The following is a 22,780-nucleotide window of genomic DNA, read 5'->3' as shown; positions in this document are numbered from 1 at the left end:
TGGAGCACACAGCATGCCGCGCTCGGACCGATTGAGGGGAATCACCGGTCCTGGGAGAGGTCGTACAGCTCGGCGAACAGGGAGCCCGGGGTGGCACGGAGTTCGTCGAAGGTGCCGTGTTCGGCGATGTGGCCTCGGTCGAGGACGAGGATGCGGTCGGCCAGGCTGGTGTTGTCGAGGCGGTGGGTGACGATGACGGTGATGCGGTCGGCGCGCAGCTGTCGCAGGGCGTCGAAGATCTGGCGTTCGCCGCGTGCGTCGAGCTGGCTGGTGGGCTCGTCCAGGATCAGCAGGGCCGGTCGGCGGTCTGCGTACCTCCTGGACGGCGTCGGGGCCCTGAGGGCGGGATGCCGGGCTCAACGACGAACGTCAGACTTTCGAACACACATGTTTCAGACGGAGCGGTGAGCGCTCTGTCTCGCGGCGGGCGCCGGGTGCCGGTTACACCGACCGTTGCGACATCCGGCGCGGGATCGCGCTCCCCAGATCACCTGCCGACTCGTACACGGCTGCGAGGCGCCACAAAAGCTCGCAGCCGCGGAGTGTCTCGCAGTCCACGTAGGTTTCCGAAGCTCGATCGCCGGTTGCCGGAGAGTCAGATTCGGCGGGGTGCCGCTCCGTCCTGCCAGAGGTAGAGGTCGCGCAGCAGGGAAATCTCGGCGCCGTGATGGATCAGCTCCCTGTTGACGTGCAGGACGATGCCCTCCATGGGAAACCGCTCGGGACCCACCGCGGGCGGATTCTCCAGGTCGGCGTCCGAGAGCTCGCGGACCCCGGCGATCCATGTCCCATACATGTCATCGAGCTGTTTCAGCGCCTCGTCAGCGGTCCCCGCATAGGCGAAGGTCTCGGATTCGACGTCCTGGCCGCCGAAGTGCCACGCGGTCCGATAGCCCAGGACGGAGACGATGACGTGCGCCAGCCGCCAGGCGATCGTGGTCACCGGCGCCGGCTCCGGGCCGGGCCACGCGAAGTCCATCGTCCATTCCCCCGAGCCTTCCGACATCGGTGCGACCGACGTGCCGCGTGGACGGATGCTCCAGCAGCCGCGCACCGGCTCCCAGAAGTACTCCTCATCGGTAAGACCGTGCAGCCGCGGCCGCAGGTTCTTCTGCCAGTGCCGGTCCAACTGGTCCGCGATTCGTTCGCTTCTTGTCATTTCCGCACACTACATACGACACATACAACGGAGACCTGGCTGCGCCGAGCGCCACGCCCCACAGAACGTCCACGAAGTGAAGCGGCGGGTCGAAGGGCTTCATCATGAAGACTTGGGCCCGCGGTGGCACATTCTGCGATGAGGGAGCCGACACAGAGCGGCGGACCCTGCCCGCAGAGATGCCGAATCGGCCGTCGAGGCCGGAGAGAGAGCGGTGCGCCATGAAGCTGGTCGTGCAGGAGTTCCTGTCGCTTGATGGTGTTTCGCAGGGGCCGGGGTCCCCGGACGAGGACACCAGTGACGGGTTCACGCGGGGCGGCTGGTTCGTGCCGCACATGGACGAGGAGTTCGTGGACCTCGTCGGTACGTGGCTCGGTGAGGCGGACGCGCTGCTGTTGGGCCGTCGCACGTACGAGAACTTCGCGCGGGACTGGCCGACGATGACCGATCACCCCTTCGCCCCCACCATGAACGGCCTGCCGAAGTACGTGGCCGCCCACAGCCTGACCGAGGCCGACTGGGATCCGACCACCATCCTGTCCGGGGAGGTCCCCGCCCAGGTCGCCGAGCTGAAGCAGCAGCCGGGGCGGGAACTGCAGATCCACGGCAGTGCCCTGCTGGCCCAGTCCCTGCTGGCCGCCGGGCTCGTCGACACATTGCGGCTCGCCATCGCGCCGGTCGTGGTGGGCAGGGGCCGACGCCTGTTCCCGGAGGGCGGCGCACCGGCCGGGCTGCGCCTCGTCGACCACCGGACGACGCCGGGCGGCCTGTCCGTGCACACCTTCGAGGCGGCGGGGCTTCCGGCGTACGGGCACTACGGGGCCGGGGCGTAGCTCCCTGGTGCCGGGTGGGCGGGCGCCGACGGCGGGCCGGGGTCAGCTTCCGGACGTCCAGCCGATCGTGATCTCGGGGTAGTCGGCGTCCGGTCCGTCCAGGGACGGCGAGGTCGTGGTCCGGCCGCGCAGCCAGCGGTCGAAGAACGCGTGTACGTACGCCCCCGTGACCGCCTGCGAACGGCGCCCCTCGGCCGTGCCGAAGAACCTGGCGTAGCGCTCCGCGGTCCATGTCTGGTCCAGGCGCAGCCCGACGCCGAGCGCGGCGAGGTCGTTGAAGCTGTAGTGGCGCGCGCCTGCGAGGACCATGCGGCGGCCCCAGGCCGTGTGGTGTGCCATGAAGTCGGTCCAGGTCGGCAGCTCCATCGGCTCGGTGAAGAGCAGCAAGGGCTGCTTGAGTCCGGTTTTCACCGCATCCGTCTGGAGGGCCCCGTCCAGGCAAGCGCCCGCCGTGAACCGCGGGTCGGTGCGCAGCGCTTCGGCGGCCGCCGAGCCCCCGAGGGAGTGGCCGAACACGCCGAAGCCGGTGTGTCGCGGCGCCCGTGAGAACTCCGCGGGCAGCCGCGTCGCGCGCTGGCCGGTCAGGACGTCGAGCACGAAGCTCAGGTCGGCTGCGCGGACGTCGGAGTACTTGCGCAGCAGTGTCTGGTCGCCGGTGGCGGGGTTCTGCGGGATGATCCGGCCGTCGGGGAACTGCGTCGGGCCGTCGTAGGTGTGGTTCACACCGATGACGACGTAGCCGTGGCTCGCCAGGTCCTGGGCGAAGGCCGTGCCGGTGGCCGCGGGGTCCTGGCGTCCCGGGCCGAAGAACACCACGGGCGCCCGGCACACGCGCGGGTCCACCGGAGCGTCCTGCCAGGCGCCGGTGCGTACCGATCCCAAGGAGCCCTCGGGGAGTTCGAAGCGCCGCTCGACGACCGGTTCGAGGCCGACCGGGAGGTAGCGGGCGCGCTCAAGGCCGCGGTGCCCGGCGGCCGCGTACCAGATCTGGATCATGAGTTCGCGCGGTGCCGGAACGGGCGCGAAAGGGTCCTCGCGGCGGTCGTCGACGAGGTGGAAGATCCGGGTGCCGACCGGGTGCGGGCCGGTGGCCGCGGGGAGGGGGACGGCGGTACCGGCCGGGGCCGCGAAGGCCGCTCCCGCTCCGAGACCACCGGCGAGCGCCGCCGTCGCCCCCGTCACCGATGCGCGAAGTATCGAACGGCGGGACAGCCTCCCTGAAGGTCCGTCAGGCACAGAGCCGTGGGGCGAAGACCCGTCGGGCAGAGGGGCGGGCAGAGGCTGGTCCGTCATGAGAGGTCTCCTTGATGGCGCCCGTGCGCCAGTCGGTTCGACAGCACCCGTGCGCCGGTCGGTCGTGCGCAAGGGCTGGGCCCAACATCATCTCCCGGGCCGCACGCCCGCTCAGAGGCCGATCGCCCCGTCGATCCGCTCCCGCAGCAGGTCGGCGTGGCCGTTGTGGCGCGCGTACTCCTCGATCATGTGGACGAGCACCCAGCGCAGGGACACGGTGCCGCGCCAGGAGTCCGTGCCTTCCACGTCGAGGTGGGGCGCGTCGGTCACGAAGCGTTCGGAGAAGGCGACTTCGGTGCGCCAGGCGTCCCAGGCCGCCGTGGCGAGGGCGGGGTCGGGCAGCGCGCCGGTGAAGTCCGCGTCGGGTGCGGCCGGGGAGGAGAACAGGGGCGGCGCGTCGTGCGCGGCGAGCACGCGCCGGAACCAGCGGCGCTCCACGTCGGCGAGGTGCCGCACCAGGCCGAGCAGGGAGAGCGTGGAGGGGGTGACCGACCGCTGCGCCAACTCCGCGCCGAGGCCCGCGCACTTGAGCGTGAGCGTCGCGCGCTGCGCCGCGAGGACTCCGGCGAGCAGCGCGCGCTCGTCGCCGGTGGCGGGCCCGCTGAACCGGTCCTCGCCGGAACTGGACGTCGGCGACGCCCCGTCGGCGGCCGGGGTGGCTTCGAACAGCTCGGCCCGTCGCCGGGTGACGCGTTCCTGGGGAAGGTGTGTCATCCGTACATCATCTTGCGTCCGGCGCGCGGGCCCACCTCACTTCCGCCGCTCGACGACCTTCGCGTGCAGGAGCTTTCCGACGAGTTCGATACGGAGACGGGGCTTGGCAGCGGTCGTCTTGGGGCGGAGCTTGAGCTTGGAGTACGTGAGGTTGAGCCCGTCGGTGTCCATCTCGATGTCCGGAGAGCCGACGAAGACCAGCTTGCCGTGCGTCAGGTCCGTCTCGATGCGCAGGACGTCCGAAGTGATCACGGCGTGGGTGAAGTCGAAGGTGACGCGGCACTCCTGCGTGCGCAGCTCGATCCGCGAGGGGACCGGCCAACGGCCCTCCCGGACGAACTTGCCGCCGTGCTGCTCGACCACGAGCACGTCCTTGCCCTGGGCGGCGGGCGCGCTCGGCAGATCGGTGGTCAGCTCGGCCAGCTCGCCGAGCGTCTTGGCCGACAGCGCGCGCTCAAGGCGCATGTCGAGTTCCTCGGCGTCGAGTCGGCCGTCACCGGCGGCGACCCGCAACGCGTCCACGACGCGGTCGCGATCCTCGTGCGATGCCCTCAGGTCGGGCAGATCATTCGACATGGCGCCACGTTATCCGCACCCCACGGCGGCGACCAGCCGCGCCGAACTCACGGGCGCCCGGCAGCGGTCGGCCTCGGGCGTCGAGTGGGCACCTTCGACGTTTCGAGCGGAGGCCGGGGAAGCTAGGCGGTGGCGGGCAGCAGCACTGAGGAGTCCGGTTCCAGTTGGGTCGCGAAGCCGCCGACGACGGCGAGGCGGTCCAGGTCGACGACGGCGATCCGGTTGTTGCCCAGCTGGGAGACGTACGCGAGGGGCTCGGTGGGGTGGAACGACACGGCGGCCGGGGTTCCGTCGAGCTGGAGCGAGCGGATCGCTCGCAGGTCGGCGGCGCTGAACACGGTGAGGGTGTTGGCGGCGATGTCCGTCGCCAACAACCGTTCGTCGTCGACGGTGTAGACCCGCAGGGGGTCTCCCCCGACCGTGCGGCTCCGGCGCACCTTCATGGTGCGCGCGTCCACGGCGACCAGGCACTTGCTCTTGCGCGCGCCGACGAACAGGGTCTTCTCGTCCCGGCTCAGGCAGCTGCTCTCGGGGAGTTGGCCGGGGGTCACGAGGAGCGGCGGGACTGCCGCGTCGTGGGGGCGTACGAGGCTCACCGTGTGCGACAACAGGCCGGTGACGTAGGCGCGTTCACCGTCGCGGCTGAGCGAGAAGAGGTGGGTCTTCACGCCGTGCGTGGGCACCGCCCGGGTCGGGGCCGTGTCGGTGGCCGGGGTGTCGAAGCCGAGCAGGACGGCGTTCTCCTCGCTCAGCGCGTACAGCCGGTCGTGGCGGTCGATGCCCATGCCGTGGACGCGGTGGAACGGCCGGGTGTCGATGGTGCGGGCCAGGGTCCGCTCGGCCAGGTCGACGACGAGGACGGCGGCGCCGCCCTCGCCGACGGTGGCGGCCATGCGTACGCCGTAGTGCCCGACATAGGCGAAGCGCCGACGGGAGTCGACGACCATCTCATGTGGATAGTCGGGCAGTGGGACGCTCCGCAGGCGCCGCCCCGACGAGACGTCGTAGAAGCTCACGGCGTGGCTGCTCTTCTCCACGACCACCAGGACGTCACCGTCCCGTGCCCGGGAAACGCTCACGGCGGGCGTGGTCAGCCCGGTCGCCACCGTCCCGGCTCCCGCGGCCTTGATCACCGTACGACGCGTCACCACAGCCCCTGACTCCGATCTCCCGACCCGAGCTCTTGGCCCGAGCTCTTGGCCCGATCTCCTGACGTGATCCGGCACCCTCAATCCCTACCGGGGACCTCAGGCCGCGGCCCTGGACCCGGCCGCGCGGCGCCGGAGCGACGGCGTGGTGAGCGACGGCGGTGTCCACGCGCCGTCCGGAGGATAGACGTCGGTCCCGGGCGGCACGATCGCGTCGATCCGGTCGAGGGCGGCGTCATCCAGGGTCACGGAGGTGCCCTTGAGCGTGGAGCGCAGGTGCTCCATCGTGCGCGGGCCGATGATCACCGAGGTGACGGCGGGATGTGCGAGCGGGAAGGCGATCGCCAACTCCGGCAGTGTGCAGCCCACTTCGTCGGCCACGGCCACGAGCTGCTCGACGACGTCCAGCTTCGCGGCGGTGCGCGGCGCCGCCGGATCGAAGCGGTCGGGGTTCAGGGTGGGGCGTCCGCTGCTCAGGTCGAGCGCCCGGCCCTTGCGGTAGCGGCCGGTCAGGAAGCCCGAGGCCAGCGGGCTCCAGGTCAGCACCCCCATGCCCAGGCGCCGCGCGACCGGCAGGACCTGCCTCTCGATTCCCCTGGCGAGGAGCGAGTAGGGCGGCTGCTCGGTGCGGAACCGCTGGAGACCCCGGCGGTCGGCGACGTGGTACGCCTCGACGATGTCGTCCGCCGGGAACGTCGAGCAGCCGAACGCCCTGATCTTGCCCTGGCGCACCAGGTCGGTCAGCGCGGAGAGCGTCTCCTCGATGTCGGTCGTGTGGTCCGGCCGGTGCACCTGGTACAGGTCGATCCAGTCCGTGCCGAGGCGCCGCAGGCTGTTCTCCACCTCCCGGACGATCCAACGCCGGGAGTTGCCGCCCTGGTTGGGCCCCTCCCCCATCGGAAAGTGGACCTTCGTCGCGAGGACCACGTCGTCGCGGCGGCCCTTGAGCGCCTTGCCGACGATCGTCTCCGACTCCCCGGCCGAGTACATGTCGGCGGTGTCGACGAAGTTGATGCCCTCGTCCAGCGCGGCGTGGATGATCCGGGCGCAGTCGTCGTGGTCGGTGTTGCCGACGGAGCCGAACATCATCGTGCCGAGGCAGTAGGGACTGACGTGGATCCCGGTACCGCCCAGTACGCGGTGGCGCATGCGACTCTCCTTGGCCGTCGTCGTGTTGGCTCCCGCGGGCCTCTTCGCCATCGTGGCCCTCCAGGCCCTCCAGGCCCTCTTGGCCCCAGCGGTCCTCGTGAGTGCCGTGACTCTACGAGCTGGAGTGCGCTCAAGGGCAAGTGCGTACGTCGGCGGGCGACGGCATGCCAGAGAGCCGGGGCCGCCCTCACGGCGCGGCGACGCCGCAGGGGATGATCTCGGCATGAGCGAGATCATCCTGATGTCCGATCCGAAGGTCACCTCGACTCCCGTACGGGACTGCGGTGAACCGCTGGTGGATGTGCGGACCGAGGCCGCCCTGCTGGTCGACGACCGCCTCAAGGACCCGGCGCACGCCTTCGCGTATCTGCGGAAGGGCGTCGTCGGCCGGCTCCTGGAGGCCCAGACGCTGCTGCCCGACGGGCTGCGGCTGCTGTTCGTCGAGGGCTACCGGCCGCTGTCGTTGCAGCGCGCGTACTTCGAGGAGTACGCGGACGAACTGACGGCGCTCCACCCGGACTGGCCGGCCGACCGGATCCACGCGGCGGCGAGCCGCTATGTCTCCCCGCCCACCATCGCGCCGCACAGCGCGGGCGCCGCCGTGGACCTGACGCTGGCCGACGCCGACGGGCGCGAACGGGACCTCGGCACCCGCATGAACGCCTCCCCGGAGGAGAGCGCGGGCGCCTGCTACACGGAGGCCGACAACATCAGCGCCGAGGCGCGCGAGAACCGCCGCATCCTCGGGACCGCGCTGACCGCGGCGGGCCTGGTGAACTACCCCACCGAGTGGTGGCACTGGTCGCTCGGCGACCGCTACTGGGCCCTGGCCACGGGGTCCGAGCACGCCTACTACGGGCCGCGGGAACTGCCCGGCGACTCGGCGGCACCGGAGCCCGGGCAGCCGCAAGCCGGGTGAGCGGAGAGCCGAGGGCTAGCCGAGCCGGTCGAGGGCCGCGACGACCTGCCGACCGCCGTCCTCCCGTGCGAGGGCGGCGGCGAGGTCGTGCGCGCGGGTCCGCAGGACGGGGCTGTGCACGGCGGCGGTGATGGCGTCGGCGAGGCGCCGGGCGGTCAGGCGCTGGAAGCGCAGGGGGCGGGGCGCCACACCCAGGGTGTGCAGGCGGGCGGCCCAGAAGTGCTGGTCGAGCTGGACCGGGACGGGGACGGCCGGAGTTCCGGCGCGCAGTCCCGCCGCTGTCGTGCCCGCGCCCGCGTGGTGGATCACGGCTGCGGTCCTGGGGAACAGCCAGGCGTGCGGGACGTCCCGCACGGTGATCAGGTCGTCGTTCTCGGCGTGCAGGCCGCTCCACCCGGCCTGGATGATTCCGCGTACCTTCGCACGGCGCATGGCCTCGGCGAGGAGAGCGCTCAGCCGCTCGGCGTCGGCGGTGACGAAGCTGCCGAAGCCCGCGAAGACCGGCGGCGGGCCCGCGTCGAGGAAGTCCGCGAGGCGGGCGTCGGGCCGCCAGTCGGGCGGGGTGTGCGGCCACCAGTAGCCGCACACCTCGTGCCCCGCGGGCCAGTCCGCCGGGCGGGGCACGACCGTCGGGCTGAAGCCGTGCAGGACGGTGCGCCCGCGGGGCAGCCCCAGCGGACCGCCGAACCTCCGCTGCGGCAGGCCGAGTTCGCGCCGCAGCGCGCCGACGGCGGGGGCGAAGATCCGGTCCGTACCCGCCCAGAGGGCCAGCGCGGCAAGGCGATTGCCGTGGGATCCGAACGAGCGGGCGCGGATCATCATCGGCGGGAACGCGCCGGTGGGATGGATCGGCTGGAGGTACGCCCCGATGCTCGGCAGCCGCAGCGCCTCGCCGAGCGCCGCGCACACGGGATCGGTGACCGTGGAGCTCAGGACGACGTCGGCGCCTTCTCGTACGGCGTCCGCGACGCCGACGGTCAGCCGGGGCATGAACGCCCGCGCCATGCGCGTGATGCGCGCCATCTCCACGGGCGGGCTGGCCGCCTTGGCAAGGCCCTGGCCGACCTGGGAGGCCAGCTCCTGCCGCGGGTCCACGGGCAGGGCCCGGAAGTCAAGGCCGTGGACCCGCACCGCCTGCTCGAAGCGCTCATGCGTGGCGAGGACGACCTCGTGGCCCGCGGCGCGCAGCCGCACGCCGAGCCCGGTGTACGGGGCCACGTCGCCCCAGCTTCCCGCCGTCACGATCAGTACGCGCACGACGGCAGGATGTCAGAGACGCCTGGTCCTGGTCAGGGTGCCTCACCCGGGCGTCTGGGTGCCGTCCTCGCCCCCGGCCCGCGGCGGCAGCCGGAAGCCGACTTCCGCGCCGCCCCCGGCCGCCTCGGCGGCGAAGACGGTGCCGTTCTCCGCCTCGACGAGGTCGTGGACGATCGCCAGACCGAGCCCGGATCCGGGTGTGGCCTGGGTGCCGGGACCCCGGTAGAAGCGGTCGAAGACGGCCTGCCGTTCGTCGGCCGGGATGCCGGGGCCCTGGTCGCGTACGGACAGCCGGCAGCCGTCGACGTGGAGGGTGATGGCGGTGCCCGGAGGGCTGAACTTGACGGCGTTGCTGAGGAGGTTGTCGACGCAGCGCTGCACGGCGCGGGGCCGGGCGTGCACCGGGGCGGGCCGGGTGGTCGTGACGGTGATGGTGCGCCCGGTGCGCTGGCTGTGGCGGCGTGCGCTGTCCTCGGCCAGGGTGGGCAGGTCGACGCTCGTGGGGTCGTCCTCGGTGTAGCGGTCGGTGGCCAGTTCGACCAGTTCTCGGACCAGGTCGTCGAGGGCGACCGCCTCGGTGACCAGGGTGGCGAGGATCTTCTCCTCGTCCTTGGGGTCGAGTCGGCCCCGGGCGCGTTGCAGGAGTTCGGCGCTGCCGCGCACCGAGGTGAGGGGGGTGCGCAGTTCGTGGCTGGCGTTGTGGACCAGTTCCTGCTGCTGGGTGCGGGAGCGGCGCAGCGCGCTCAGCATGGTGTCGAAGCTGAGGGTGAGCTGGCCGATCTCGTCCTTCCCTGCGGGCGGCAGCGGCGTGGAGAGGTCCTGGGTGCTGGTGATGCGCCAGGTCGTACGGACCAGGCGGCGCACCGGACGCAGGATCCGGCCGACGGCGAGCCAGCCGAGCAGGGCCGAGACGCCGGTGGCGGCGGCCGTGGTGAGGGAGATGCGCCACATGAAGTCGCGTTCGAGGCGCACGGCGTCGCGGTAGCTCTGGCCGACCATGACCGCGCCGCCGTCGGGCAGGGGCCGGGTGAGGATTCCGTACTCGGTGCCGGAGACCACGACGTCCTGGCGGCTTGTGCCCTTGCCCGTGCGGGCGACGCGGCGGTCCGCGGCCGAGACGGGCAGCGCGGTCCGTCCCGGTGCCAGCGCTCGCACGGCACCCTTCGGGGACAGGACCTGCTCGATCATGTCGTCCCGCTTCGGCGGGGTGCGGTCGGCGGCGAGCAGGGTGACGACCGTGTCGGTGCGGTCCTCCAGGCCGCGTTCGAGTTCGTCGCCGACGACGTCGCTCACGTTGCGGAAGGAGGCGAAGGCGGTGACGGCGATGGCGAGCGCGGCGGCCGCGACGACCAGAACGGTGATCTTGGTGCGCAGCATCACGCGGGCCTGATGGTGTAGCCGACGTTGCGCACGGTGTGGATCAGGCGCTCGCCGCCGCCCTGTTCGGTCTTGCGGCGCAGGTAGCCGATGTACACGTCGAGGGAGCGCGAGGAGGTGTCGAGGTCGTAGCCCCAGATGCGCTCGTAGATCTGGGTGCGGGTGAGGACGGCTCCCTGGTGCCGCAGCAGCAGTTCCAGTACGTCGAACTCGGTCTTGGTGAGGTCAAGGGGCCGTGGTCCGCGCTCGGCCCGGCGGGCGGTGGGGTCCAGGGTGAGGTCGGCGACCCGCAGGAGGCCCGCGTCCGCGGGCGGATCGGTGCGGCGCAGCAAGGCGCGTATGCGGGCCAGGAGTTCCTCGGTCGCGAAGGGCTTGGCCAGGTAGTCGTCGGCCCCGGCGTCCAGGCCCGCGACGCGGTCGCCGATCTGGTGGCGGGCGGTGAGCACGAGGATGGGCAGGCGCTCGCCGCGCCTGCGGAGCATCCGGCACAGTTCCAGGCCGTCGAGGCCCGGCATGACCACGTCCACCATCGCGAGGTCGGGCCGCCGCTCCTCGAACACGCTCAGGGCGCCGAGCCCGTCGGCCGCCACGAGTACGTGGTAGCCCTCGAAGCGGAGGAGCTGCTCCAGGGTGCTGCGCACCCCTGGGTCGTCCTCGACGACCAGCACGGTGCGGTGGGACTCGACAGCGTTCGTCATGGGGACATCTTCGCTGGTGGTGGACGTGGTCACGGCAGTGGCCCCGTCAGCGGCGCACGGGGGCGACGGCGATCGGCGGGAGGCTCTTCAGGCAGGAGGTGTCTCCCGGGGTGCCGGTCCGGATGAAGCGTCCGGTGACTCCCGTGACGCAGCCGCTCTGCTCGAGGTCGGGCACGTGCCCGACGTTGCGGACCGAGAAGAACTCACTGTGCTTGAACTGCCGTGCGGCGGCGCGGCCGTTGGCGTCGGGGGTGTTGGCGTCGAGGTCGCCGGAGATCACCAGGACCGGCACGTCGGGCATCTCGGGGTGCGTGGGCTGCGGGCTCGCGGTGTTCTTCCGGGGCCAGCCGATGCACACGTCTCCGCCGTCCGTCGGGCCCTCGGTGAACCCCTTGGCGCTGAACACCCCGTACGCGCCGGGCTTGGTGGCCGCGAGTGCCGCGCGGTACTGGCGCCACCGCTCGCTCTGCGATGCCTGCGTGGACCACGCCCTGCGGTAGTCGTTGCAGACCACGGCCACGTACGGCGCCTGGTCCTCCGTGCCGACCGATGACGCCTGGTCCTTGACGAGGCGCCGCAGTGGTGCGGGGTCGTCGTGGACGAAGCGGTCCAGGGCGCGTGGCACGCTGCCGAGCAGTGACGGCTCGCCGGGGACCGCGCCCGCTCCGCTGCTGGCCGCCTCGAAGAGCAGGTTGGCAAGCTGGCCTTCGGTAAACCGCAGGTTCCGCTTGACCCCGGCGGACGTGAACGGCACGTCCAGGGGTCGCTCCCGCAGCCGCGCAGCGGTGGTGCCGAGGTCCCGCACGGCCTTCTTGCCGTCGCAGGCCGCGGGGACGGAGCGGTCGCAGATCCGGCGCAGGGCCAGCGACACGGCTTGCGCGCTGGGGCGGACGAGCGGGTCGAACCCGAGGGGGTATGCCCCGGACAGCACGATGGACCGCACGCGCTCGGGGTGCCGGCTCGCGTACACCGGCATCAGGTAGGTGCCGTAGGACAGCCCGTACAGCGTCAGTTTCTTCGCGCCGAGCCGGGCCCGGATCGCGTCGATGTCGTCGGCGGTGGCCGCCGTGGTGTATCCCTCGGCCTTGGGGCCGAGGTTCCGGGCGCAGCGGGTGACGGCGTCGCGCTGCTTCTGCCGTGAGCTGTAGCGGTACTCGACGTCGGTCACCCCGCACGGGATCCGCTCGGACCTGCCGGTGCCCCGCGGGTCGACGAGCAGGACGTCGTGGTCCTTCAGGACGGTGTCGAGGCCCATCGCGAACTCGGGGGCCCGGTCGATGGCGACCTCGCCGGGGCCTCCCGGGTTCACGGCCACGGTCCCCTTGGCGGCACCGGGACCCCGGTGCCGTATGACCGCGTAGCTCACGTCGACCGTGCCGAGCTTCGGCTTCCCGGCGACGAGGGGGCGGGTGATCGATCCGCAGTCCACCCGGTGGTCGTCCACGGTGGGGCACCACTTCGGGCCGCTTGCCCGCTCGGTCGGCGCGGCCACCGCCGTGGGTGTCGCCGAGGCCAGCACCGCCATCATGCTCACAGCAAGCACTGTCCGCCGCACCGTGTTCTGGTAGGTCATCGTTGCTCCTCTCCTGTGACCACCACAGTGGCGGGGCCACTTCAGAGGGACGGCAAAGCAATGACAAGAACGGGTAAGAATGCGCGAGCGCCAGGACGCGCTCGCGCGCGGCTGGGATGTGTGCGGGCGCGTGGGGCGTCCGCCCGCGCGTCCGCACGGGCTACTTCGCGGCCCACTTCCCCAGGGTGTTCGTAGCGGTGTCCGCCGCCTGCCGCAGAGCCTCCGGCGAACCCACGAGCTCACTCGGCAGATATCCGGAGCGCACGCGCAGCTCCCACCCGTGCGCCTGGACCGCGAGTGCGGCCAGGGCGAGGGGGCCGAGCGGCAGCAGGGTCCTGGGTGCGGGGTCGGCGGCGACGCTCTCCCGGTGCTCGACGAGCCGGGCCGCGAGGGCCGTCTCGAAGGCGTCCTGGTCGTCGTCGAGGAGGACGCGCAGGAGCCGGTGGTCCGGTGGGAGAGCGCCGACTGCGTCCAAGTGCCGGGCGGCCTCGGCGCGCTCGTCGGCGTCCGGCTGGCACAGCGGCACGGTGGGCCAGTCGCGCGGGAGATGCCCCTGCGCCTCGGTCAGGTAGCCGCACAGCGCGCCCATCGCGGCGAGGTCCGCCGGATCCGACTTCGAGGGCAGCGTCGAGTACGGCACCCCGTCACGGATCGCGGGCGCGTAGTCGCCCCGCAACAGCAGCCCGATCACCCGCTGCCAGTCCCACACAAGCCCGCTGACCACGCACACGGCGAGGGTGTCGAGCCACGTCCGGGCCGATGGCGCCTGCCCGGTCCCGCTGCCGTACGCGACGACGTCACCGAACCCGATGTCGTCGCTACTGAGTTGCTCGCCGATGAGCGGAAGAACGATCTCCTGGTCCCCGCCGGGGAAACAGCCGACGCTCAACTCCCCGAGGAAACATTCGGCGGCGGTCCGCAGCGCCGTACGCGCGGTCTCGTCGAGCACGCCGCCCACCACCGTGCGGGCCGCGACGTGATCGAGGAGGTCGTCCCCCGTCTCCCGCATCTTCCTGGGCGACGGATCGTCGTACCGCATCCACCGCCACCGCTCCCGGGTGCGCCCGGTGATGTCGTCGAGTGCCTGGACCAGGCGCTCTTCCCGCACCTCATGGCGTGTCACGTCCCGCACGGCTCTCGCCCTCCCCCGTGATCTTCAACTTGGACGCGGCACGCTATCAGCGGCCCCTGACATCGCCCTGGACCTGCCCGCCGGGACCGCTCCCCCGCGCCTGAGGGACCTACAGGGGGCGGACGGTGAGCATCTGCTGTGCGGTGCCGACCGGGCCGTTCAGATCGTGCAGGACGGTGCTGGTGATGCCCTGGCCGGTGGGGCCGAAGGTGACGGTGGTGTCGAGGCCGGTCCAGCGGCCTTCGGGCTGACGGTGCAGGTGGATGGTCAGGTCGACGTTGGGGTACATCCAGGCGGTGGGCGGCTGGCGTACGGCGATGCCGTTGGCGGTGTCGACGAGCGCGAGGTAGGACGCGAGCGGGCTGCTGGTCTGGCCCCCGACGAGGTCGAGGTCGGTGGAGATCCAGGCGGTGGTGCGTCCCGGCTGCGGGGGCGCGAGCGGGCGTACGTCCACGGAGGCGATGTACCCGCCGGGCCACACGGAGCCCATCTCCCAGGGCGCGAGCACGTCGGGAGGCGTGAGTCGGCCGGCGGCGCCGCCCTCGACGGCGGTGGTGTCGAGGGCGGCGAGCAGCCAGGCCCGGGCCCGGACCACCGGGCGGTCGCCGATGAGCACGACGGCTTCGACGAGTTCGATGGTGCGGCCGGGCCGGACGGTCTCGACGCGGATCTCACACTCGTCCAGAGCGGGGCGTCCGAGGATGTCGAAGCTGATCCGCGCCAACAGGAGACCGTTGTCCGGACGGTCGGCCAGGTGGCGGTCGATGGCGTGGACGATGAGGCCGCTGAGCGGGCTGAAGTGCTGCTCGTCCGAGCTCCAGGCACCACCGGCGTGGAGCGTGGGCTTGTAGCGGTGCGCGTCGATGGGCTCGTAGTAGCTGCCGGTGTTCAACGGTGCTGACCTCTCGGCTGGGCGGACCAGGGCGCAAATACGTGCAGGATACAAAAGGATGCCGGGGTGCGGATGTTGAGCGGCGCGCGGGTGGTCCTTGTGGGAGACCCACCCGACCGTGGAGGCCATCGCGCACCGGCCCGGCCCGTCGTCCTGCGTGGAGATCCGTGTCCGTAGGCTGGCCCCATGCCGCCCGACCACAGCTCCGCCGACGCCATCAGCCACATACGGGGATGCTCCGACGTGTACGACGTCCTGGAGCAGATCCGCCTGCGGCCCGGCATGTGGCTGCCGGGCGGCTCGCTCAACGACCTGCGGTCCCTCCTCATCGGCTATGTCATGGCGCTCGCCGTGCACTCCGAGAGCGAGCCCTTCCCCTTCTGGCCCGAGGGAGAGTTCACCGACTGGCTCCACGGTCACTACGGCACCGTCAGCTCCCTCGACTGGGCCGCGGAGATCGAACGCCGCACACCGGCCGGCTCCTCCCCCATCGACGAGTTCTTCCGGCTCCTGGACGCCTTCAAGGACGACCCGGCGCGGCGGCCCACGCCGGACGACCTGAGGGCTCGGCGGCCCGACCTCCCGTACATGAGCAGCACGTTCGTGACGCTCTTCTGGCGCCGCGAGATTCTCGACCAGGCCGTCCAGCAGCTCGAAGGCCACGGCTTCCGCGTCGTCCAAGTGGCGGCGAGCGGCTGGACGACCGCGAAGGACATGCATCAATGCCTGGCCGCGGCCCTGGAGTTCCCCTCCCACTACGGCCACAACCTGTCCGCGCTCAACGACTGTCTCGGCGACGTGGCCCTCTCCGGCACGTACGACGACTCCCCCGCGGGCGCCGGACTCGTGCTGTCGTTCACCGGCTACGACCGCTTCGCCGCCGCGTGCCCCGAGGACGCCCACAGCGTCCTCGACATCATCGCGAACCTCGCCCGTCGTGCGGCGGTGGGGCGGCGCCGCTTCTTCGCCCTGGTCCAGAGCGACGACCCCGACATCCGGTTCGAACCGGTCGGGGCGATGCCCGTCCTGTGGAACGGCGACGAGTGGCTCGATTCCCACCGCCGTTGAGGGTCCCGCCGTTGAAGGTCCGGCCCCACCCCGACGGGCCGGACGCACCCCCTAGTTGCCCCGCAGCCTGACCATCGCGCGCCCTGACTCCGGATCACGTTCCAGCAGGACGTACCGGCTGAGGATGGCGAGGGCGACGATGCAGCCGCTCATCTCCAGCCCCTCCTCGACGAGCGTCCCCAGCATGAGCACGAGGCTGTGGTCGTTCTCCAGCGCCCAGCCGTTGAACGCCTCCGTCACCAGCGCCCCACCCAAATACACCCCCAGTGCGGCGAGAAGGCCGTTGCGCAGGTCACGTGGGAGCTTCCGCGCCCACAGCACGGCGATCACGGTCCCCGTCACCGCGAGCAGCGCGCCGGGCAGCACCCATGCGTGCGTGGGCAGCGATCCCCCGGCCCACTCCTTCCACGACTTGCCGACCTCGCCGAGGCGTTCGTGCAGCGAGACCGACTCGTCGATGCTGAGCAGCGCGGTCGCGGCCGCGAGGCCCAGCCAGGACAGCCGCCCGGGACGCGCGTCGCGCCCGCTGAGCAGGGCGGCGATCAGTGCCACGCCCGCCACGGCCAACAGCAGCGTGCTGTTCCACCACGTGGCCAGGTTGGCCTCGACGTCGACGTTCACCAACTTGCGGATGGTGGGTATGGAGTCGTACCGGTTGTAGGCACGCGTGCCGAGGTCGGCGAGGAGCAGGGCCGCGGTGGCGCCCGCGGCGAACCACAGGACACGGCGGGCCGGGGGTCTCGCGCCCTTGTCCGCAAGTTGGTCAGGAATTTGAAGATCGGTCATGTGTACGGAGGCTAGCCGCTTGATCAGCGGACGAAGCGGCTGGGGCGCCCCGCATGATGCCCTTTCGGACAGACCCGGTGCGACCGCGCGTACACGGTGAACTCGGCCCGGACATCGTCCTGGTGGCCAGGACACCTCGGACGCGTTGCCGACGGGGATCACCGCCTGACGCCTTGCCGTCGACGATCGCCGCCACCCACGCGAAGAGACCGAAGGGCACGCGCTGGCAGACAACTTGGCGGAGCGGGTCAGCCGCCGCGGCGCACCCGGGCCGCCTTGCGGGCCTCGGCCAGCTTGCGGGCCTCGCCGGACTTGCCGGACTTGCGGCCGCCCTTGCCTCCGGTGCCTCCGGTGCCTCGCGAGGCGTCCTTGCTGGTGCCGAGGCCCCGGAAGGGAAGGTTGGTGTTCTTGGGCCGGGGCGCGGCGGGCCCGCCGTCGAGCGGGGTGCCGGAGGGGGCCTTGGCGCCGGTGATCCGGCTCAGTTCGGCCTCGCCCGAGCGGACCTTGGTGGTCCTGGCCTCGATGCCCGCATCGGCCATCAGCTTGCTCATCTCGCGGCGCTGGCCCGAGAGGACCAGGGTGACGACGCTGCCGCGCTCCCCGGCCCGGGCGGTGCGGCCCGCGCGGTGCACATAGTCCTTGGGGTCGGTGGGCGGGTCGACGTTGACCACGAGGTCGAGGTCGTCGATGTGCAGGCCGCGGGCCGCGACGTTGGTCGCCACGAGGACGGTGATCTGGCCGTTCTTGAACTGCGCGAGGGTCCGGGTGCGCTGCGGCTGGGACTTGCCGCTGTGCAGGGCGGCCGCGTGCACGCCGCTGGCGCGCAGGTGCCGGGTGAGCTGATCGACGCCGTGCTTGGTGTCGAGGAACAGCAGGACGCGGCCGTCGCGGGCGGCGATCTCCGTGGTGACGGCGTACCGGTCGGGTCCGTGCACGACAAGCACATGGTGGTCCATCGTCGTGACCGACCCCGCGGCCGGGTCGACCGAGTGGACGGTGGGGTCGTGCAGGTAGCTGCGGACCAGGTGGTCGACGTCGCGGTCCAGCGTGGCCGAGAACAGCATCCGCTGGCCGTCGGGGTGCACCTGGTCGAGCGCCTCGGTGACCTGCGGCAGGAACCCCATGTCGCACATCTGGTCGGCCTCGTCGAGCACGGTGATCCGCACCCGGCCCAGGCGGCACGCCTTGCGCTCGATGAGGTCGTGCAGGCGGCCGGGGGTGGCGACGACGACTTCGGCCCCGTCGCGCAGCGCGGCCACCTGGCGGCCGATCGACATGCCGCCGACGACCGTGGCCATCCGCAGCCGCAGCGCCTCGGCGTACGGCGTGAGCGCCTCGGTGACCTGCTGGGCCAGCTCCCGGGTGGGCACCAGGATCAGGGCGAGGGGCTGCTTCGCGTCCGCGCGCCGCCCGGCCGTCCGTACGAGAAGGGGCAGGCCGAAGGCGAGCGTCTTGCCCGACCCGGTGCGCCCGCGCCCCAGGACGTCGCGGCCCGCGAGGGCGTTCGGCAGCGTGGCCGCCTGGATGGGGAAGGGCTCGGTCACGCCGAGCTCGCCGAGCGTGCGCAGCACCGCGGGGGGCAGGTCCAGGTCGGCGAAGGAGGTCACCGGGGGTGCGGCGGGGGTGGCGGCCTCCGGCCCGGCGGGGTCGCTCTGCGGGGTGCCGGGGCGGTCCTGGTGGTCAGCGCGGTCCGGGTGGTTCATGACGAGCCTTCCGTCTGAGGGACGTACCGAGGAAGGCCCGGCAGGAACGAGAAACGGGGAGTGAGCAGCCACGCGCAGGGCCAGCGGCCTGGCCTGCGGAAGTCGCCAGCTTCACCACCGTACAAACGGTTGAGGATAACACAAAGTGACTGGTCGGTCCGTCGTCGTGGGGTGAGAGGCCAAGCCCCGCCCAGGCCCGCGGCCCGGGCGCTCAGCCCCTCGCGCCGCGTCGCGTCACCGCCCACAGAACAAGAGCCGTCGCGCTGATCCCGGCGCCCAGGACGCAGACGGCTCCCCACCCGGCCGCCGCGTAGACCGTGGTCGACGCGAGCGCTCCCGTCGCGCTGCCGATGGAGTAGAAGACCATGTAGCCGCCGATCAGGCGACCTCCGGCGTCGGGGCGGAGGCCGTAGATCAGGCTCTGGTTGGTGACGTGGACGGCCTGGACGGCGAGGTCGAGGACGATCGCGCCGATGGCCAGCGCCCACAGCGACTGCCGGGTGAAGGCCAAGGGGAGCCAGGAGGCGACGAGGAGGGCGAGGGCTGTGCCGGTGGTGCGCTGGGCGAAGCCGCGGTCGTGCAGACGCCCGGCCGGGGCGGCGGCGAGGGCGCCCGCCGCGCCGACGAGACCGAAGGCCCCGATCGCGGTGTGCGTCAGCGACTGGGGAGGCTCGCTCAACGGCAGGGCGACGCAGCTCCACAGGGCGCTGAAGGCGGCGAAGACGAGGAGGGCGAGCAGGGCCCGGTCGCGGAACACGCGTTCGCGGGTGAACAGGGTGATCGTCGAGGCGAGCAGTCGGCCGTAGCTGAGCGCGGGAGGGGGCGTGGTCCGGCGTGGGAGCTCGTGGTGGAGGGCCAGGGTGAGGGCGAGGGTGAGTGCCGCGGACGCGAGGTAGACCGCCCGCCAGCTCGCGAGGTCGGCGAGGAGCCCGGAGGCCGTGCGGGCGAGCAGGATGCCGATGACCACGCCGCTGGTCACCAGGCCGACGACACGGCCGCGTTGGGCCGGTCCGGCGAGAGAGGCGGCGAAGACGACCAGGGACTGGGTCACGACCGCGAGGAAGCCCATCAGGGTCATGCCGATCAGCAGGACCGAGGCCGTCCCCGAGAGCCCGACGGCGGTCAGCGCCCCTGCCAGCAGGACGAGTTGGACGAGGATGAGGCGCTTGCGGTCGATCAGGTCGCCGAGCGGCACGATCAGGAACAGCCCGAGGCCGTAGCCGATCTGCGTCAGGGTGACGATGGCTCCGACGGCGCCCTCGCTGATCCCGAAGTCCTGACTCAGGGTGGCCAGGAGCGGTTGGGCGAAGTAGACGTTGGCGACCGCCACCGCGCCGGCGAGGGCGAAGAGCAGTGTGGTGCGGCGGGAGAGCGCGCGTGTCGGCGCTTCCCCGGTCGCCTCGACGGCCCGGGGCGTTTCGTCGCAGGAGGTCACGGGATCCCTTTCCGGTCAGTGGTTGCATGTTGCTACCAGATGGGAAACGTAACCTCGCCTGGTAGCATGTTGCAACCATTAACGTCGGACGGAGGCCGCCGTGGTCAGACGGACCCGCTTGGACGAGAGCACCTGTCCGGTCGCCCGGTCGGTGGACGCGATCGGCGACTGGTGGTCACTGCTGATCGTGCGGGACGCCTTCGACGGCAGCCGGCGCTTCGGGGAGTTCCAGCGCAGCCTGGGCGTGGCGAAGAACATCCTGTCCACACGCCTGCGCGGCCTCGTCGCGGGCGGCGTCCTCGACGTCGTACCGGCATCGGACGGCAGCTCGTACCACGAGTACGTCCTCACCCCCAAGGGTCAGGACCTCTTCCCCGTCATCGTGGCGCTGCGACAGTGGGGTGAGGGCCACTTCTTCGAGCCCGGCGAACCGCACTCGGAGCTGGTGGACCGCCGCAGCGGGCGCCCGCTGCGCGCCCTTGAGGCCCTTGCGGCCGATGGGCGCCGCCTCGGCCCCGAGGACACTGTGGTGAAGAAGGTCGAGGGGTCGGAGGCATCGGCCGCGCCGCAATAGCCCTCAAGGACTTGCCCACTGGCGCCGGGGCAGCGGTGGGACCTGTCTCCGACGGGTCGGCGCCGCGTCGCGACATCTGGCACGCGCGCTCCTTGCGCCACGCCGATCCATCGGACAGGTCCTGACCCCCGCCCACCCGCGGCACCACAAGACCCGACGCATACGCCACCACCGCCTGCGTCCGGTCGCGCAGGCCGAGCTTGCCGAGCACCTGGCTCACATGGGTCTTCAACGTCTCCTCGCTGCCGTGCAGGCGGGCCGCGACCTCCGGGTTCGACAGGCCTTCGGCGATCAGTCTCAGTACCGGCAGCCCGCCCCTGGGCCGCCGGTCCACGGAAGGAATCCGACCGTGCGCAAAACCCGCATCCTGGCGGCCACCGTCCTCACGGCGGGCCTCGGCCCGTCCGGAGTGGCCACCGCGTCGGCGAGCGGCACCACCGACTCCCCGACTCGCGGTTCAGGCAGGCGACTTCGTCCGCGAGCCGGAGTCACGGCGCGCCCCCTGGGCAGGCTCAAGGACGACTGCCCCACCAAGCCGCCCGTCCTGGGCAAGGGCGGCAAGCTTGCCGGGGGCATGACGGCGGGCAGCGCCGCCGTGGGCGGCGGCGAGCGGGATCCCGCGAAGGGCACGACGCGTGGCGAGTAACGCCTGGGGGTCCGCCCGCGTTTCCGACGTGGACCCGCACCCGGGGCATGCCCTGGCCTGAACGCCGCCGGGGGCGGTCAGGACAGGGCATGCCACCGGTGGTCAGCCCGTTTCCCTGCCGAGTACCGCGTCGACCTCCACCTCGACGAGCCAAGCGGGGTCGATGAAGCGGGAGACCTCGACGACCGTGCAGGCGGGGCGGACTGCGGCGAAGCGTTCGCCGTGGGCCCGCGCGGCCTCCTTCCACTGCGTCACGTCCGTCAGCAGGAGGCGCGTGCGCACCACGTCGTCGAGCGACGCCCCCGCCTCCCGCAGCGCCCGCTCGGCGATGTCCAGGCACCGCACGGTCTGGGCGTAGACATCGCCGGGTCCGACGGTGGCGCCGTCGTCCCCGATCGGGGCCGTGCCCGCGACGGCGACGTACTGTCCCGAGCGCACCGCGCGCGAGAAGCCGATCTGCGGCTCCAACGGCGATCCTGAGCTGACGATCTGACGCACATGCTCCATCGCGTCATCGTGTCAGTCCTGCGCCGGACGGCCGGGCGTGGGGCGTCCAGCCGTCAGCGAGCAAGGGCGGTCACCGGGTGAGGGTGGCGGGAGGGGTCGTTCCGCAGAACTCGGCGAGGAGTACGTACGCGGCCGCGTCGGTGTCGCCCGCCCAGTCGGTGTTGAAGTTGACCACCAGGCGGTGCCGTCCGTCGCGGGTGGTGTACGCCATGGACTGCGAACCGGGCAGGAAGCCGGTGTGCCCCCAGACCACCTTGCCGCAGGGCAGCTTGGCGCGGAAGATCCCGAGGCCGTCGTCCTGGCCGTCGCCGAAGTCGGGTGAGGGGACGGTGGTCGTCATCTCCTTGAGCTGGGCCTCGGGGAGCAGTTCTCCACGCATCAGGGCGGTGAGGAAGCGGTCGAGGTCGCCGGTGCTGGAGATGATCTCACCGGCGGCCCAGCCCCAGGAGGGGTTGAACTCGGTGATGTCGTGGACGGTGTGCCGCGGGTCGTCGGGGAACTTGGTGTACATCCGCCCGCTCGGCGCGGGGATCCGGACGCCGGTGCCGGGCAGGCCGGTGGCGTGCAGCCCGAGCGGCTCGAAGATCCGCCGCTCGGCCTCGGCGGCGTAGCTGCGGCCCGTGGCCCGTTCGACGACCATCGCGGCGAGGACGTACTCGGTGGTCGTGTAGTTCCAGCCGGAGCCGGGCGCGAACTTCGGCTTGTGACGCATGGCGAGGGCGACGAGCTGTTCGGGCTGCCAGGTGTCGTAGCGGTGGGACAGGTAGATCTTGCCCTGCAGGTGCAGGTCGGGGTCCTCGGTGTAGTCGTAGATGCCGCTGGTGTGGTTGAGGAGCTGGCGGAGGCTGACCTTGCGGCCGTCGTGGCCGTGGCCGCGGACCAGGCCCGGCAGCCACTCCTCCACGGTGTCCGACATGCTGAGCCTGCCCTCGGCCTCCAGTTGGAGCAGGACCGTGGCGATGAACACCTTGGAGATGCTGCCCGCCCGGAACCGGTCGGCCGGCAGCGGGGGACGCCGCGTGCCGAGGTCGGCGGCCCCCGCACCGCCGTGCCAGGTGCCGCGCGCGTCGTGCGCCCGCACCAGGACACCCGGGACTCCCGCCTTCACCGCGGCGTCCATGGCGGCCCGGGTCGGTTCATGCCCGCGGGCGGCCGACCCGGCGGACGCCTCGGCCGCTGTCGACGGGGCGCTCAGCCCGGCCGCGGCGACCATCGCGGCCGCAGCGACCAGGGTGATCAGTGTGGTCCGTACCGTACGCAACGTCATGCGAACCTCCCTCTCACCGGAAGGGACCCGTGCTGCCCAGGCAACGGTTGGCTCCCCGGCGCGGCGCGAGGGAG

22 protein-coding genes and 2 pseudogenes are annotated in these 22,780 nt (G+C 72.0%); 5 read left to right on the top strand and 19 right to left on the bottom strand.

All coding sequences use genetic code 11. The features are described from left to right. Positions 1–41: 41 nt before the first annotated feature. Both ACZ6BG_RS18870 and ACZ6BG_RS18865 read right to left on the bottom strand, forming a co-directional pair. Positions 42–305 (bottom strand): annotated as a pseudogene (locus ACZ6BG_RS18870) (ABC transporter ATP-binding protein); the annotation flags it as partial. Positions 306–595: 290 nt separating this feature from the next. Next, a complete protein-coding gene (locus ACZ6BG_RS18865; protein WP_469002523.1) occupies positions 596–1,159 on the bottom strand; it encodes a DinB family protein in 564 nt (187 codons plus the stop codon). 221 nt (positions 1,160–1,380) lie between these two features. On the opposite strand from ACZ6BG_RS18865, the gene ACZ6BG_RS18860 reads away from it, so the two are divergent. After that, on the top strand, positions 1,381–1,992 hold the full coding sequence (locus ACZ6BG_RS18860) for a dihydrofolate reductase family protein (RefSeq protein ID WP_469002522.1): 612 nt from the start codon (positions 1,381–1,383) through the stop codon (positions 1,990–1,992). Positions 1,993–2,034: 42 nt separating this feature from the next. Here the strand turns inward: ACZ6BG_RS18860 and ACZ6BG_RS18855 are convergent, their stop codons facing one another. The 5 genes from ACZ6BG_RS18855 to ACZ6BG_RS18835 form a co-directional block, all read right to left on the bottom strand. Beyond that, on the bottom strand, positions 2,035–3,174 hold the full coding sequence (locus ACZ6BG_RS18855; RefSeq protein WP_469002519.1) for an alpha/beta hydrolase: 1,140 nt from the start codon (positions 3,172–3,174) through the stop codon (positions 2,035–2,037). 222 nt (positions 3,175–3,396) lie between these two features. Continuing rightward, on the bottom strand, positions 3,397–3,999 hold the full coding sequence (locus ACZ6BG_RS18850) for a DinB family protein (RefSeq protein WP_469002517.1): 603 nt from the start codon (positions 3,997–3,999) through the stop codon (positions 3,397–3,399). A 36-nt stretch (positions 4,000–4,035) separates the two neighbouring features. After that, positions 4,036–4,575 (bottom strand): DUF1707 SHOCT-like domain-containing protein, encoded by a 540-nt coding sequence (locus ACZ6BG_RS18845; protein WP_469002513.1) that lies wholly within the window; start codon positions 4,573–4,575, stop codon positions 4,036–4,038. Positions 4,576–4,697: 122 nt separating this feature from the next. Further along, positions 4,698–5,723, bottom strand: a complete 1,026-nt coding sequence (locus ACZ6BG_RS18840; RefSeq protein ID WP_469002511.1) for a YncE family protein — start codon at positions 5,721–5,723, stop codon at positions 4,698–4,700. A 99-nt stretch (positions 5,724–5,822) separates the two neighbouring features. Beyond that, the gene (locus ACZ6BG_RS18835) at positions 5,823–6,872 is read right to left on the bottom strand and encodes an aldo/keto reductase (RefSeq protein ID WP_469002507.1); all 1,050 of its coding nucleotides are present in this window, start codon (positions 6,870–6,872) and stop codon (positions 5,823–5,825) included. 223 nt (positions 6,873–7,095) lie between these two features. On the opposite strand from ACZ6BG_RS18835, the gene ACZ6BG_RS18830 reads away from it, so the two are divergent. Next, entirely contained in the window at positions 7,096–7,791 is a 696-nt protein-coding gene (locus tag ACZ6BG_RS18830) for a M15 family metallopeptidase (RefSeq protein ID WP_469002505.1), read from the top strand. Between the two features lie 15 nt (positions 7,792–7,806). On the opposite strand, the gene ACZ6BG_RS18825 is transcribed toward ACZ6BG_RS18830, so the two are convergent. The 6 genes from ACZ6BG_RS18825 to ACZ6BG_RS18800 form a co-directional block, all read right to left on the bottom strand. Continuing rightward, positions 7,807–9,048 (bottom strand): glycosyltransferase, encoded by a 1,242-nt coding sequence (locus ACZ6BG_RS18825; RefSeq protein ID WP_469002502.1) that lies wholly within the window; start codon positions 9,046–9,048, stop codon positions 7,807–7,809. A gap of 42 nt (positions 9,049–9,090) precedes the next feature. Continuing rightward, complete coding sequence (locus ACZ6BG_RS18820; RefSeq protein WP_469002500.1) at positions 9,091–10,425, bottom strand: HAMP domain-containing sensor histidine kinase; 1,335 nt, start codon at positions 10,423–10,425, stop codon at positions 9,091–9,093. Continuing rightward, complete coding sequence (locus ACZ6BG_RS18815) at positions 10,425–11,123, bottom strand: response regulator transcription factor (RefSeq protein ID WP_469002497.1); 699 nt, start codon at positions 11,121–11,123, stop codon at positions 10,425–10,427. Before ACZ6BG_RS18815 ends, ACZ6BG_RS18820 begins: the two co-directional genes overlap by 1 nt. Before the next feature lie 46 nt (positions 11,124–11,169). After that, on the bottom strand, positions 11,170–12,696 hold the full coding sequence (locus ACZ6BG_RS18810; RefSeq protein WP_469002495.1) for an alpha/beta fold hydrolase: 1,527 nt from the start codon (positions 12,694–12,696) through the stop codon (positions 11,170–11,172). 160 nt (positions 12,697–12,856) lie between these two features. Beyond that, positions 12,857–13,828 (bottom strand): immunity 49 family protein, encoded by a 972-nt coding sequence (locus ACZ6BG_RS18805; RefSeq protein ID WP_469002491.1) that lies wholly within the window; start codon positions 13,826–13,828, stop codon positions 12,857–12,859. A gap of 109 nt (positions 13,829–13,937) precedes the next feature. Continuing rightward, entirely contained in the window at positions 13,938–14,720 is a 783-nt protein-coding gene (locus tag ACZ6BG_RS18800) for a thioesterase family protein (RefSeq protein WP_469002487.1), read from the bottom strand. Positions 14,721–14,906: 186 nt separating this feature from the next. Between ACZ6BG_RS18800 and ACZ6BG_RS18795 the strand changes: the two genes are divergently transcribed. Next, complete coding sequence (locus tag ACZ6BG_RS18795) at positions 14,907–15,788, top strand: barstar family protein (protein ID WP_469002484.1); 882 nt, start codon at positions 14,907–14,909, stop codon at positions 15,786–15,788. A 51-nt stretch (positions 15,789–15,839) separates the two neighbouring features. On the opposite strand, the gene ACZ6BG_RS18790 is transcribed toward ACZ6BG_RS18795, so the two are convergent. From ACZ6BG_RS18790 to ACZ6BG_RS18780, 3 genes are all read right to left on the bottom strand, one after another. Further along, positions 15,840–16,574 (bottom strand): hypothetical protein, encoded by a 735-nt coding sequence (locus ACZ6BG_RS18790; protein ID WP_469002482.1) that lies wholly within the window; start codon positions 16,572–16,574, stop codon positions 15,840–15,842. 248 nt (positions 16,575–16,822) lie between these two features. Continuing rightward, positions 16,823–18,277 (bottom strand): DEAD/DEAH box helicase, encoded by a 1,455-nt coding sequence (locus ACZ6BG_RS18785; RefSeq protein WP_469002479.1) that lies wholly within the window; start codon positions 18,275–18,277, stop codon positions 16,823–16,825. A 211-nt stretch (positions 18,278–18,488) separates the two neighbouring features. Next, entirely contained in the window at positions 18,489–19,712 is a 1,224-nt protein-coding gene (locus ACZ6BG_RS18780; RefSeq protein ID WP_469002477.1) for an MFS transporter, read from the bottom strand. 100 nt (positions 19,713–19,812) lie between these two features. On the opposite strand from ACZ6BG_RS18780, the gene ACZ6BG_RS18775 reads away from it, so the two are divergent. Then, a complete protein-coding gene (locus ACZ6BG_RS18775; protein WP_469002474.1) occupies positions 19,813–20,286 on the top strand; it encodes a winged helix-turn-helix transcriptional regulator in 474 nt (157 codons plus the stop codon). A 139-nt stretch (positions 20,287–20,425) separates the two neighbouring features. Here ACZ6BG_RS18775 and ACZ6BG_RS18770 read toward each other — a convergent pair. Beyond that, positions 20,426–20,590, bottom strand: a pseudogene (locus ACZ6BG_RS18770) (response regulator transcription factor); the annotation flags it as partial. A gap of 45 nt (positions 20,591–20,635) precedes the next feature. Here ACZ6BG_RS18770 and ACZ6BG_RS18765 point away from each other — a divergent pair. Further along, positions 20,636–20,932, top strand: coding sequence for a hypothetical protein (locus tag ACZ6BG_RS18765; protein ID WP_469002471.1), 297 nt, complete (start codon positions 20,636–20,638; stop codon positions 20,930–20,932). 102 nt (positions 20,933–21,034) lie between these two features. On the opposite strand, the gene ACZ6BG_RS18760 is transcribed toward ACZ6BG_RS18765, so the two are convergent. Together ACZ6BG_RS18760 and ACZ6BG_RS18755 are read right to left on the bottom strand one after the other, a co-directional pair. Further along, positions 21,035–21,439: a RidA family protein gene (locus tag ACZ6BG_RS18760; protein ID WP_469002469.1), complete on the bottom strand. Its 405-nt coding sequence runs from the start codon at positions 21,437–21,439 to the stop codon at positions 21,035–21,037. A 70-nt stretch (positions 21,440–21,509) separates the two neighbouring features. Beyond that, positions 21,510–22,706, bottom strand: a complete 1,197-nt coding sequence (locus tag ACZ6BG_RS18755; RefSeq protein WP_469002466.1) for a serine hydrolase domain-containing protein — start codon at positions 22,704–22,706, stop codon at positions 21,510–21,512. Positions 22,707–22,780 lie beyond the last annotated feature (74 nt).

This window comes from Streptomyces sp. NPDC041205 (assembly GCF_055591765.1).
Note: the sequence above shows the minus strand (reverse complement) of the source record. Positions and strands in the feature narration are given on the sequence as shown.